General features: G+C 63.5%; 12 protein-coding genes. 4 read left to right on the top strand and 8 right to left on the bottom strand.

Annotated features, from left to right (window positions below; translation table 11 throughout):
- Positions 1-116: 116 nt before the first annotated feature.
- A complete protein-coding gene (ileS, locus tag P353_RS02070) occupies positions 117-2,972 on the bottom strand; it encodes an isoleucine--tRNA ligase (protein WP_034364650.1) in 2,856 nt (951 codons plus the stop codon).
- 105 nt (positions 2,973-3,077) lie between these two features.
- The gene (locus P353_RS02075; RefSeq protein WP_034364653.1) at positions 3,078-4,139 is read right to left on the bottom strand and encodes a bifunctional riboflavin kinase/FAD synthetase; all 1,062 of its coding nucleotides are present in this window, start codon (positions 4,137-4,139) and stop codon (positions 3,078-3,080) included.
- A 182-nt stretch (positions 4,140-4,321) separates the two neighbouring features.
- On the opposite strand from P353_RS02075, the gene P353_RS02080 reads away from it, so the two are divergent.
- Entirely contained in the window at positions 4,322-4,879 is a 558-nt protein-coding gene (locus P353_RS02080; protein WP_034364656.1) for an HNH endonuclease, read from the top strand.
- Between the two features lie 66 nt (positions 4,880-4,945).
- Here the strand turns inward: P353_RS02080 and P353_RS02085 are convergent, their stop codons facing one another.
- From P353_RS02085 to P353_RS02100, 4 genes are read right to left on the bottom strand one after another with little or no spacing between them, the layout of a single operon-like run.
- Positions 4,946-5,443, bottom strand: a complete 498-nt coding sequence (locus P353_RS02085; RefSeq protein ID WP_034364658.1) for a nucleoside deaminase — start codon at positions 5,441-5,443, stop codon at positions 4,946-4,948.
- A 24-nt stretch (positions 5,444-5,467) separates the two neighbouring features.
- Positions 5,468-5,803 carry a hydroxyisourate hydrolase gene (gene uraH, locus P353_RS02090; protein WP_012837181.1) on the bottom strand — a complete coding sequence of 112 codons (336 nt, stop codon included), beginning with the start codon at positions 5,801-5,803 and terminating at the stop codon, positions 5,468-5,470.
- A 43-nt stretch (positions 5,804-5,846) separates the two neighbouring features.
- Complete coding sequence (locus P353_RS02095) at positions 5,847-6,362, bottom strand: hydroxyisourate hydrolase (protein WP_034364661.1); 516 nt, start codon at positions 6,360-6,362, stop codon at positions 5,847-5,849.
- A 14-nt stretch (positions 6,363-6,376) separates the two neighbouring features.
- Positions 6,377-7,714: an MFS transporter gene (locus P353_RS02100; protein ID WP_034364664.1), complete on the bottom strand. Its 1,338-nt coding sequence runs from the start codon at positions 7,712-7,714 to the stop codon at positions 6,377-6,379.
- A 130-nt stretch (positions 7,715-7,844) separates the two neighbouring features.
- Between P353_RS02100 and P353_RS02105 the strand changes: the two genes are divergently transcribed.
- From P353_RS02105 to P353_RS02115, 3 genes are all read left to right on the top strand, one after another.
- A complete protein-coding gene (locus tag P353_RS02105) occupies positions 7,845-8,777 on the top strand; it encodes a LysR family transcriptional regulator (protein WP_034364667.1) in 933 nt (310 codons plus the stop codon).
- Between the two features lie 68 nt (positions 8,778-8,845).
- A complete protein-coding gene (gene uraD, locus P353_RS02110; protein WP_034364669.1) occupies positions 8,846-9,397 on the top strand; it encodes a 2-oxo-4-hydroxy-4-carboxy-5-ureidoimidazoline decarboxylase in 552 nt (183 codons plus the stop codon).
- A 221-nt stretch (positions 9,398-9,618) separates the two neighbouring features.
- Positions 9,619-10,566 (top strand): bestrophin family protein, encoded by a 948-nt coding sequence (locus tag P353_RS02115; RefSeq protein ID WP_034364672.1) that lies wholly within the window; start codon positions 9,619-9,621, stop codon positions 10,564-10,566.
- Positions 10,567-10,641: 75 nt separating this feature from the next.
- On the opposite strand, the gene P353_RS02120 is transcribed toward P353_RS02115, so the two are convergent.
- Together P353_RS02120 and P353_RS02125 are read right to left on the bottom strand one after the other, a co-directional pair.
- Entirely contained in the window at positions 10,642-11,136 is a 495-nt protein-coding gene (locus P353_RS02120) for a nucleoside deaminase (protein ID WP_034364675.1), read from the bottom strand.
- Between the two features lie 161 nt (positions 11,137-11,297).
- Entirely contained in the window at positions 11,298-12,413 is a 1,116-nt protein-coding gene (locus P353_RS02125; RefSeq protein ID WP_034365428.1) for an acyl-CoA dehydrogenase family protein, read from the bottom strand.
- Positions 12,414-12,506: the final 93 nt, after the last annotated feature.

Consider the following 12,506-nt stretch of genomic DNA (forward strand, 5'->3'; position numbering starts at 1 on the left):
GCAGCTCTTTGCTAAGATTTTTTGATAGCGGTTAGCGCTTGATTCAAAAGTATTTCAGCATGATTTAATGCTGAAAATGGCTTCCAGCATGCGCTGGAAGCTCACTTTTTTAAGACTCAAGCCTTGGTGCGGACTTCGCCCGTGCCGTGCAGATTGCTGTCGCAGCGGCCGCAGATCGAGGGGTGCTCGGGGTTCGCGCCCACGTCTTCACGGTAATGCCAGCAGCGCTCGCACTTGGCGTGCTCGCTGGCCTTCACGGTGGTGCTCAGGGCATCGCCGGCCACGGCAGTCGCTGCCGAGGTGATGAAGACGAACTTCAGATCGTCCTTGAGGCTTTGCAGCAGGGCCAGGTCTTCGGGCTCGGCCGTGAGCGTGACTTCGGCCTGCAGGGACGAGCCCACGGCGCCGGTGGTGCGCACCACTTCGATGTCCTTGTTGACCAGGTTGCGGATCTCGCACAGGCGCGTCCACTTGGCCAGCAGGCCTTCGTCGCCGGCGGGCAGCTCGGTGAACTTCTCCAGGAAGATGGATTCGCTGTGGCCCACGATCTTCCAGGCTTCCTCGGCCGTGAAGGACAGGAAGGGCGACATCCAGCGCAGCAGCGCCTGGGTGATCTGGTAGAGCGCGGTCTGGGCCGAGCGGCGTGCCAGGCTCTTGGGGGCGCTGGTGTAGAGGCGGTCCTTGAGCACGTCCAGGTAGAAGCCGCCCAGGTCTTCGGAGCAGAACAGCTGCAGCTTGGCGACCACGGGGTGGAACTCGTAGACCTTGTAGTGGGCCAGGATCTCCTGCTGCAGCTGGGCCGAACGCGCCAGCGCGAACTGGTCGATCTCCAGCATCTCGCCGTAGGCCACGGCATCCTTGCTCGCATCGAAGTCGCTGGTGTTGGCCAGCAAAAACCGCAGCGTGTTGCGGATGCGGCGATAGGCGTCCACCACGCGGGCCAGGATCTTGTCGTCGATGCCCAGGTCGCCCGAGTAGTCGGTCGAGGCCACCCACAGACGGATGATTTCCGCGCCCATCTTGCTGGACACGTCCTGCGGGGCCACGGTGTTGCCCAGCGACTTGGACATCTTCTTGCCCTGGCCGTCCACGGTGAAGCCGTGGGTCAGCAGGCCGCGATAGGGCGCGCGGCCGAAGATAGCCGACGCCAGCAGCAGCGAGCTGTGGAACCAGCCGCGGTGCTGGTCGTGGCCTTCCAGGTACAGATCGGCCTCGGGACCCTTGTCGTGGTGGTGCTCGGGGTGGGTGCCGCGCAGCACATGCCAGAAGGTGGAGCCGGAGTCGAACCAGACTTCCAGAATATCGGTGCTCTTGGTGTAGCTCTTGGCCTCTTCGGCGCCCAGGATATCTTCGGTGCTCACGCGGCTCCAGGCCTCGATGCCGCCTTGCTCGATCATGGCGGCCGCCTGGTCGATGATCTCCATGGTGCGCGGGTGCAGGGCGCCCGTGTCCACATGCAGGAAGAAGGGGATGGGCACGCCCCAGCTGCGCTGGCGCGAGATGCACCAGTCGGGACGGCCGGCGATCATGGCGCGCAGGCGGTCCTGACCGTTTTGCGGGTAAAAGTTGGTCTGCTCGATGGCATCCAGCGCGATCTGGCGCAGGGTCTTCTCGGGCTTTTGCGCGGGATCGGTGAACACGCCTTCGCCCTCGTCCATGCGGATGAACCACTGGGCGGCCGCGCGGTAGATGACGGGCGTCTTGTGGCGCCAGCAGTGCGGATAGCTGTGGCTGATGGTGGTGGTGTCCATCAGGCGGCCCGCGACCTTCAGCGCGTCGAGGATGACGGGCACGGCCTTCCAGATATGCTGGCCGCCGAACATGGGCAGATCGGCCGCGTACACGCCGTTGCCCTGCACGGGGTTCAGGATCTGCTTGTAGTCCATGCCGTTGGACATGCAGCTGTTGAAGTCGTCCACGCCATAGGCGGGCGCCGAGTGCACGATGCCGGTGCCGTCGTCGGCGGTGGCGTATTCGGCCAGGTACACGGGCGAGATGCGGTCAAAGCCCTTGTCCACATGGGCCAGCGGGTGCTTGAAGGGCATGTGGTCGAGCTTTTCGCCCTTGGCGGTGGCGAGCACGCGGCCTTCCAGCTTCCAGCGGGCCAGGCATTTCTCGACCAGGGCGGAGGCCACGATCAGCAGGCCGCGCTCGGTCTCCACTAGGCTGTATTCCAGATCGGGGTTGACGTTGAGCGCCTGGTTGGCGGGGATGGTCCAGGCCGTGGTCGTCCAGATGACGATGAAGGCTTGCTTGTCGAGCTTGTCCAGGCCGAATGCTGCGGCCAGTCTGGCCGGCTCGGCGGCGGGGAACATCACGTCCAGCGTCTGGCTTTGCTTGTCGGCGTATTCGATCTCGAACTCGGCCAGCGAGGAGGCACAGTCAAAGCACCAGTACACGGGCTTGAGGCCGCGGTAGACAAAGCCACGCTCCATCACCTTCTTCAAGGCACGCAGCTCGGCGGCCTCGTTGGCGTAGTTCATGGTCTTGTAGGGGTGGTTCCAGTCGCCAAGCACGCCCAGGCGCTTGAAGTCCACCATCTGCTGCTCGATCTGTTCGGCGGCAAAGGCGCGGCTCTTGGCCTGCATCTCGTCGCGCGGCAGATTGCGGCCATGCAGCTTCTCGATGGCGTTCTCGATGGGCAGACCGTGGCAGTCCCAGCCCGGTGCGTAGAGCGCATCAAAGCCTTCGAGCTGGCGGCTCTTGACGATCATGTCCTTGAGGATCTTGTTCACCGCATGGCCGATGTGCAGCTTGCCGTTGGCGTACGGAGGGCCGTCGTGCAGGATGAACTTGGGCGCTCCGCTGCGGGCGTCACGCAGCTTCTTGTAGATGCCTTTGTCTTCCCATTCCTTGGCCCAGGCGGGCTCGCGCTTGGGCAGGTCGCCGCGCATGGGGAAAGGGGTGTCGGGCATGTTCAGCGTGGCGCGGTAAGCGGACGCTTCGGGCTTGTTGGACTTCGAATCAGACATGGGAAACCTTGAAAGCAATGCAAGGCCCGGGCAGTTCTGCCTGGGCGTGAATGGTGAGGTGAGCGCCAGTGCGCTGCTGCGCCTGGAACGTGCGAGCAGCGAGCTTCAAATTCGGTCGCGCGTGGTCTGGCGACGGGTCTCTGTGTGCGACGAGGTGTGAGACGGTATGTGGGCCGAGGCGAAAAACGCGCGCGCGTCATCGCAGTCCTTGGCGATGCCGACCGTCAGGGCATCGAGACTGTCATACTTCAGCTCGTCGTGCAGTTTGTGCAGAAGTTCCACGCGGATGATTTTACCGTAGGCACCTTCTCCACCCAGCTGGGCGGGCCAATCGAAACAGTGGGTCTCCAGCAGCACCCGGCCGCCGTTGATGTCGTTGGGGTCCAGCGAGGGGCGCACCCCCAGGTTGGCCACGCCCTGCAGCGGTTGGTCCGTCAGCCCGTGCACCAGCACGGCAAAAATGCCGCTGGCGGCAGGCTTCCAATGGTCGAAGCGCAGATTCAGCGTGCGAAAGCCGTCCTCGGCTCCGCTTTGGGATTCGGCCAGCTTGCGGCCCAGCTTGCGTCCATGCACCACATGGCCCGAGATGCGGTAGGGGTGGCCCAGCAGCTTGGCGGCCTGCTGCATGTCGCCGTCGGCCAGCGCCTCGCGCACGGCCGTGCTGGACACGCGCAGGCCATGGACTTCATAGCTGTTCATGCGGGCCACATCAAAGCCCAGGGCCTGGCCGGCGTTGTCCAGCATGGCGTAGTCGCCGGCGCGCTTGGCACCAAAGCGGAAGTCGTCACCCACCAGCACGTATTTGGCGCCCAGACCCGAGATCAGCACATCCTGAATGAAGTCTTCGGGGCTTTGGCTGGCCAGGGCCTGGTTGAAGGGCAGGATCACGACCTGATCGACGCCGCAGACTTCGAGCTGGCTGAGCTTGTCGCGCAGCGTGCCCACGCGGGCCGGGGCCAGCTCAGGCTTGCCCAGCTTCTTGGCAAAGTAGTCGCGCGGGTGCGGCTCGAAGGTCATGGCGCAGCTGGGAATGCCGCGCTGGGCCGCCTCGGCCTTGAGCAGGCCCAGCATGGCTTGATGTCCCCGGTGTACACCATCAAAATTGCCAATAGTCACAGCACAGGCCGGAGCCAGGCCGGGATGATTGATACCGCGAAAAATCTTCATGGGCTGCTTTGTTATTTGTAGCAACTGGCGCCGATGCATGCGACACAAGCCGTCAATTTGACATAGTTTCAGAGTATATTGCTTCAAATCAGGCAGCTGTGGAGGCTGCACGATTGTGCTCAAAAGCGCCAAGATGCTTGTCCGTTTTCCGTGGTCGATGTTTGACTGTATGGAGGCTGGTTGTGAAAGTCTTGAAGCTGACAGCCCAGGGGCTGCCGCAGTCCTGGGTAACGCTGGAGCAGGCGGCGCTGCATTACGCAGCAGAAGATGTGCGCTGGGAAGCCGGTGTCGAAATCGCCTGCTTTCGTGGTGGCCACAATGCGGTGACGGGCAAGCAGTCAGTCATTCACATCAACTCCATCATCGGCACCAAGGGCATGCCGAATATCAACCCGCACGAATTGCTGCCGGGGCTGACGAATGGCAAGCTCTTTGCTCGTGACCGCTGTGTCTGCGCCTATTGCGGGCGGCAGTTTCATGAAGGCGATCTCACTCGCGAGCACATTGTCCCCGTGAGCACCGGCGGGCAGCACAGCTGGATGAATCTGGTCACTGCCTGCCGCGCCTGCAATCACCGCAAGGGTGCCAGAACGCCGGAGCAGGCCCGCATGCCTTTGCTCTACACGCCCTACACGCCCACGCTGTGGGAGGATTTCATCCTGAGAAACCGCCGCATTCTGGCCGACCAGATGGAGTTTCTCGTGGCCCATGTGCCGCGTGGATCACGCTGGCGCAGTTAAAAAGAGCATGAAAAAAGCCCCGGGCAGGAGCACGCGGGGCTGTAAAGAGAGGACGCAAGAAAGCGCTCAGGCGGTGGCTGCGGTGGTAGAGACGGCCTTTTGCCAGGCCTCGTAGAGGTCCTCGCCCGTGTCGCGCACGCGCTGGCCGATCAGGGCCATCTCGCGCTGGTCTTCGCTCTTGGCCAGTTCCACATAGCCGCGCGCGGCCGACAGATCGTAGGGCTCGCCGTCTTCGTTGGAGTAGGCGAAGTACACCTGCTTCACGCCGGCCAGCAGCATGGCCGTATAGCACATGGAGCAAGGGTAGCCGCTGGCATACATGACAGCGCCCGACAGATCGGTGCTGGCCTGGGCCTTGGCGCCTATGCGCAAAGCCTGCATCTCGGCGTGGGCCGAAGGGTCGCAGAGCTCGTCGACCTGGTTGACGGCGCGCGCCAGCACCTTGCCGTCACGCACCAGCACGGCCCCGAAGGGCCAGGTGGGCTGCTGGCGGCCCTTGACATTGCCCATGGCCAGGCGGATGGATTCAAGCAGGTATTTGCCGCTGTCGTTTTCGTTGTTCATTGAGTCGTTCTCCTTGGTAAAAAATCAGCTGCCGCGGTAGGTGTTGAAGAACCACGGCGAGCACAGCATGGGCACGTGGTAGTGCTGAGCAGCGTCGAAGATGGAAAAGCGCACCAGCACTTCTTCCGACAGCGCCGTGGGCTCCTTGAAATGCTCGCCTGTGTAAAAGCGCAGCTCGAAGTCCCCGGTGCGGGCCGCGGCGGCGGGCAGCATGGGGGCGTCGGTGCGGCCGTCGGCATTGGTGCGGGTGCTGTTCAGGCGCTGCGCGGGGGTCTGCGCCACGTCGTAGAGTTCCACCCGCATGCCGGCGATGGGGCGGCCGGTGGTGAGGTTGAGTACATGGGTGCTGATGCCTGCCATGGTGGTCTTTCGATGGGTTGCGATAGAGCGCAGATATGGCGGCTTAGCTGCCGCGCGAATAGGTGTAGCTCCAGGGGCCGAACTGAATGGGCAGGTGGATGCGCTCTGCCGTGTTCACGATCTGGAAGCGCACCGGCACCTTGGACAGAAAGGCCGGGCGCGGCAGCCTGGCGCCCTTGGCCGCAAAGTACTCGTCCACATGCAGCAGCATTTCGTAGCGGCCGCTGCGGTAGCTGTCGTCAATCAGCAGCGGCTCGTCGGCGCGGCCGTTGGCATTCACGACAAAGCTGCGTATCGGCACATAGGTCTCGCCGTCGAAGCGCGAGAAGTCGATGCGCAAGCCCGTGGCCGCAGAACCATGGAAGGTGTCCACGGCATGCATGGTCAGGCGCGGGCTGACGCCATGCAGCACGATGGGGCCGGCGGCCTGGGCGGGCGCTACCGGGGCCTTGTCGGCGGCCAGTGCTCCGTGTGTGGCCGTCAGGGCCGAGGCGCCGAGCGCCAGGCCCGAGAGTGCGAACTGCCGGCGCGACGGGGTTGATGTGGGTGTGGAATGCATGGGAGATGACTCCTTCAGGCGTTCTTGCGGCGCTGGATGCGGGCGACGAAGGCGATGGCGAGAACGGCTGCCAGCGCTTCCACGATGGCCACCAGGTACAGGCCCGGAGCGACCTTGCCGGTAGAGGCCTTGATCACGCCCATCAGATAAGGGGCGCCGAAGCCGGCCAGATTGGCCACCGAGTTGATCAGCGCCACGCCCACGGCAGCGGCGCCGCCGCTGAGCAGCATGTTGGGCATCTGCCAGAACACGGGAATCGCGCTCATGGTGCCCACCAGTGCCAGGACCATGGCCGTCAGCGCCACCATCACGGGGATGCTGTCCATGCCCATGGTGACGGCCAGGGCCAGCATGCCCGCGGCGCCCAGCAGGACCGAGCCCGCGAAGTGCCAGCGCACCTCGCCACGGTGGTCGGAATGGCGACCGTTGATGATCATGCCGGCCGCGCCGAGCAGATAGGCTGCACCGGCGATCCAGCCCACCTGCATGGTGGATGTGAAGCCGGCTTCGCGAATCACGGTGGGAATCCAGAAGGTCAGCGTGGAGTTGGCGCACAGCAGGCAGAAGAACACGGCGATCAGCAGCCACACCATGGGGTTGCCGAACAGGGTGCGCCAGTCGCTGTGGCGCTCGCCCTGGGCCTTCTGGTCGATCTCGAGCTGCTGGCGCACGACGGCGCGGTCCGTGTCGGTGAGCCATTTGGCTTCCTCGGGACGGTCGGTCATGTAGAAGTAGGCAAAGATGCCGGCCAGCACCGAGGGGATGCCTTCGATGATGAACAGCCACTGCCAGCCGTGCATGCCGTGCGCGCCTGCCGCCCAGGTCATGATGCCGCCAGCCAGCGGGCCGCCGATGACGCCGGCGATGGCCGAGGCCGACATGAAGGTGCCGAAGGCCTTGGCGCGGCGCTTGGACGGATACCAGTAGGTCAGGTAGAGGATGATGCCGGGGTAGAAGCCCGCCTCGAACACGCCCATCAGAAAGCGCAGTATGTAGAACTGGGTCGGTGTCGTGACCCAGGCCTGCAGGATGCAGATCAGGCCCCAGCCGATGGTGATGCGCATCACCGTCTTCTTGGCGCCTATCTTCTGCAGCAGCATGTTGGACGGCACTTCGAACAGGAAGTAGCCGATGAAGAAGATGCCGGCGCCCAGGCCGTAGACGGCTTCGCTGAACTTCAGGTCGTCGAGCATCTGCAGCTTGGCGAAGCCGATGTTGACGCGGTCCAGCCAGGCCAGCACCCACAGCACGCCCAGAAAGGGCAGCAGGCGCCAGGAAATCTTGGAGTAGGTGGCGTCGACCTGATCGACGGAAGCAGCAGTGCCGCTGATGGGCACATGGTGAGCACTCATGGCAAGTCCTTGTCTCGGAAATTTGTTGTTGGGTTTGCGGACACTTGCATGGTCGCGACTTGTGGCGATATGCGAAACTAAGCGCCTGCTATGAGCCGCATAGCAAAATGCATATCTCTAGGGAAAACACGTGTCTCGCAGCGAAGAACCGTTCGATACCTATTTGCTGCGCGTGCTGTGCACCTTGATCAGCGAAAAAAGCGTGTCGCGCGCGGCAATACGCCTCAATCAGTCACAGCCGGCCATCAGCGCGGCGCTGCGGCGATTGCGGGCCATCTTCAACGACCCTCTGCTGGTGCGGGACAAGAACCGCATGGTGCCGACGGCGCGTGCACTCCAGGCTGTGGAGCAGGCACGTGCGGCGCTGGGCCTGATCGATGGGCTGCTGAGCGTGGGCAAGGAATTTGTGGCCGAGACCACGCAGCTGCGCTTCACCATCGCCATGCCCGACTATCTGGCGCCGCCCTTCATGGCGCGCGTGGTCCAGCTCATGCGTGCGCAGGCGCCGGGTGCGAGACTGGTCCTGCTGCCGCTGGGCCAGAACTTCGACTATGAGCAGGCCCTGCAAAGCGGCGAGGTGGATATCGTCATCGGCAATTGGCCGAGTCCGCCCGAGCATTTGCACATGTCCACGCTGCTAGAGGACGAGGTGGTCTGCCTGCTCGACGAGAAGCATCCTCTGGCCGAGCCGGGCCGGCTCACGGCCGAGCACTATCTGCAGGCAGCGCATGTGGTGTTCACGCCTTACTCGCCCGATCAGCGCGGCGTGGTGGAAAGCAGTCTGGGCACCATGCGGTTGAGTCGTGACGGCCGCGTGCAGTGCTCGCATTTCTCGATGGCACCGGACCTGCTGGTGGGCACCGATCTGCTGCTGACCACCAGCCGTCATTTCGCGGCCTATCACGCCAGGCGGCTGCCGCTGGCCATGGTGCCTTTGCCCATGGGCAACCGCGTCATGCGCTTCTACCAGCTCTGGCATTCTTCCCGGCACCGGGATGCCTCCCATATCTGGCTGCGCGCCCTGCTCAATCAGGCCTCGCAGGTGCTGACGGCGTCGACGTAGCTGGCTGCTATACGGGCTATAACAAGCCAGCACTGTGAGGCGGTAAACGCGCTTCCTACACTGGCCTCATGACTAGCACCACTACCTCCTCCATCCCCACGCTCGACGAGCTCAACACCATGACGCACGCGGCCTTTGCGGCTGCGCTCGGCGAGGTTTTTGAATATGCCCCCTGGGTGGCCGATGCGGCCGCCGAGCAGCGTCCGTTCGCCAGCCTCGATGCACTGCATCAGGCCATGCTGGCCGCCGTGCATGGCAGCCCGCGCGAGCAGACCCTGCGCTTTCTCTGCGGCCACCCTGAGCTGTCGGCCAGTGCCGTGCGCTCCGGCACGCTGACCGTTGACTCCCAGCAGGAGCAGCAAAGCGCGGGGCTGGGTGATCTGGAGCAGGCTCAGGGCGAGCGCCTGGTCTTGCTCAACGAGACCTATCGCAAGCGCCATGGCTTTCCCTTCATCGCCTGTGTGCGCCACTACACGCGCGCCGGCCTGTTTGCCGAGCTGGCCTCGCGCACCGAGCGCGGCACCGAGCAGGAGTTCGCCGAAGCCCTGCGCCAGATCGGCTTCATCAGCCGACTGCGCCTGGCGCAGCGCGTGAGTGCTGGCAGCCTGCAGGCAGCCTGAGCCCTGCAGCGCGCCCAAGCCTTGCAATGCGGGGCTTTTCTTATACTGGCTGGCCGCCTGACACCGCATGTCGGGGTTCGCTGCCCATGTGCAGCAGATGCCGCATGTACCGTGCTGGCGCGGCACGGGCTGCCTACTGCCGCAGTGGGAGTTCTCGGCGCCGGCTGAAATCCCCGCATGCTTGTGATTGAATTCGGGTTTAGACCTCATTTCTCGTTTTCATGATCGTCAGAGATCGCCCGTCGGGCTTCAAGCTGCTGTGGATTGTCCGGGGCTCGGTGCTGCAACGCATCAAAGGTGTGCTTGCCGTCAACATCGTGCTGGCCATCATCGTCACCGTGGCGCATGGCACGCTGTTCCACACCAAGATCCCCATCACGCCGATTCCGTTCACCCTGATCGGCCTGCCGCTGGCGATTTTTCTGGGCTTTCGCAACAACACGGCCTATGCGCGCTATTGGGAGGGACGCAAGCTCTGGGGCGAGATCGTGATCTATGCACGCACGCTGGCGCGCCAGTGCCTGAGCCTGATCGAGCTCGATCACCCCGTAGACCCGCGCCAGCGGGCCAACGATGTGCGGGTGCGCATGGTGCACCGGGCCGTGGCTTTTTCTCATGTGCTGCGGGCCCAGTTGCGCGAACTCAAGGACGATGTGGCGGCCCAGCAATGGCTGACCCATGCCGAATGGCAGCGCCTGCAGCTGCTGCCGCTGAATCAGCGCACCGATGCGCTGATGCTGGCCATGGGCAAGGATCTGGGCCAGTGTGTGCGCGAGCAGCGCATAGACCCCTGTCTGGCCGTGGAGCTGGACCGCACGCTTAATGGCTTCACGACGGCCGCTGCCTCCTGCGAGCGCATCCGCAATACGCCGATTCCGTTTTCCTACACCTTGCTGCTGCACCGCACGGCCCATCTGTACTGCTTTTTGCTGCCTTTTGGCCTGGTGGACATCACGGGCTTCATGACGCCGTTTGTCGTGGCCATCGTGGCCTATACCTTCTACGGCCTCGATGTGCTGGGTGACGAGCTGGAAGAACCATTCGGCATGGAAAGCAACGACCTGGCACTGGACAGCATCTGCCGCAGCATCGAGATCAGCCTCAGCCAGTCGCTGGGCGACCCCCAGGTTCCGGCGCCGCTCAAGCCGGTGGACTATCTGCTGACCTGAGGCTATCCACAATGCAAAAGCCCTGAACTTGTCATTCAGGGCTTTGCTTTTGATAGCGGCTGGAGCCAGTGCTGGCTAGACCGTGGCGCGATCTTCGTCCACGGCCTTTTGCCAGGCCTGGTACAGATCCTCGCCGGCATCGCGCACGCGGTGGCCGACGACGGCCAGCTCGCGCCGACCTGCGGGGCGGGCCAGTTCCTCATAGCCGCGCGCAGCCGACAGGTCGTAGGGCTCGCCGTCTTCGTTGGAGTAGGCGAAGTACACCTGTTTCACGCCGGCCAGCAGCATGGCGGTGTGGCACATGGAGCAGGGGTAGCCGCTGGCGTACATGACCGAGCCGGACAGATCGGTGCTGCCCTGGGCCTTGGCGGCAATGCGCAGTGCCTGCATCTCGGCGTGGGCCGTGGGATCGCACAGATCATCGACCTGGTTGACGGCACGCGCCAGGATCTTGCCGTCACGCACCAGTACGGCACCGAAAGGCCAGGTCGCGGATTCGCGGCCCTTGACATTGCCCATGGCCAGGCGGATGGACTCCAGCAGATACTTTTCGCTGTCTTGCTTGCTCATGCATGTCTCCTTGATCTTTGTGATGGCGCAAAGATCATAGGAAGAGCGGCAGGGCCCATAGCGCATGCAGGAAGCAAAACAGCACGCCGAAGCGTGCTGTTGACTTTTGGTTCTGGTTTGAATGCAGTTGCCGTGATCTTGATGAATGTTGATGCGGGCTTTCAGGCAAAGACGCCAGCGCTGTCTTGCATATGGGCCGATACCGTGCCCAGATGATGCAGGGTGTCGCCGCCCGTCATCTCCATCTGCGTCAGGCGCTTGAAATAGTGGCTGCCCACATATTCGTCCGTCACGCCGATGCCGCCATGCAGCTGTACGGCCTGCTGGCCCACATAACGCATGGACTGGCCTAGTTGCACCTTGGCGCGGGCGATGGCGACATGGCGCTCCTCAGCAGGCGCCACCAGCTTGAGCGTGCCGTAGTAGCTCATGGAGCGGGCCAGCTCCAGCTGCATCTTCATATCGGCCACGCGGTGGCGCAGGGCCTGGAAGCTGGAGATCACCACGCCAAACTGCTTGCGCTGGTTCATGTACTCGGTTGTGAGCTTGAGCGTCTGCTCCATCACGCCCACGCCTTCGGCGCAAAGAGCGGCATTGGCCACATCCTGGGCCAGGGTAAGGGCAGCCACGCCATTGGTGGTGATCAGGGTAGCCGCTGCTGACCGGCAGACCAGATCGGCCGCGCGCCCTTCGTCCTGGGTGGCATAGGGTTTGCTGCTCACGCCCTCGCGGCCGTTCTCGACGAGGAAGAGCGCAATCTTGCCGTCGAGCTGAGCTGGCACGATGAAGGCGTCGGCCTGGTCGCCCGCAGGAACAATGTTTTTCGTAGCATCTACCGTATAGCCATCGCCGGACTTAGACGCCTTTGCTGCGCAAACATCAATCTGGTAGCGCGCCTTGCGCTCCTGCGATGCGAGCACCACCAGCTTTTCACCGCTGGCGATACGGGGCAGCCAGGCTTGCTTGAGGGCTTCGTCGCCAAACTGGCCGAGCAGGGCGGAGGCCACGAAAGCCTGGGTCAGGGGCTCCATCACCAGACCGCGGCCCAGCTCCTCCATGACCACCATCACATCGACAGCGCCCTGGCCCAGACCGCCATATTCCTCGGGTACGGTCAGAGCCGTCAGGCCCAGCTCGGCCAGCTCGTTCCAGACTTCGCGCGAGAAGCCGCCCTGGCTGGCAATGCTCTGGCGGCGTTCGAAGGTATAGCCCTTGTCCACCCAGCGGGCCACGGCATCGCGCAGTTGCTGCTGGTCGTCGGAAAAATCGAAATCCATATTTGTCTCCTGCTGCCGAAGCGAGTGCGCTTTGCGCACCATCACATTCAGCGAAGCTTTAGCAAGAACCCCCTCCCGGAGGGGGCACGGGGG

Source organism: Comamonas testosteroni (assembly GCF_000761245.1).
In the GTDB taxonomy this organism is placed as follows: domain Bacteria; phylum Pseudomonadota; class Gammaproteobacteria; order Burkholderiales; family Burkholderiaceae_C; genus Comamonas; species Comamonas testosteroni_C.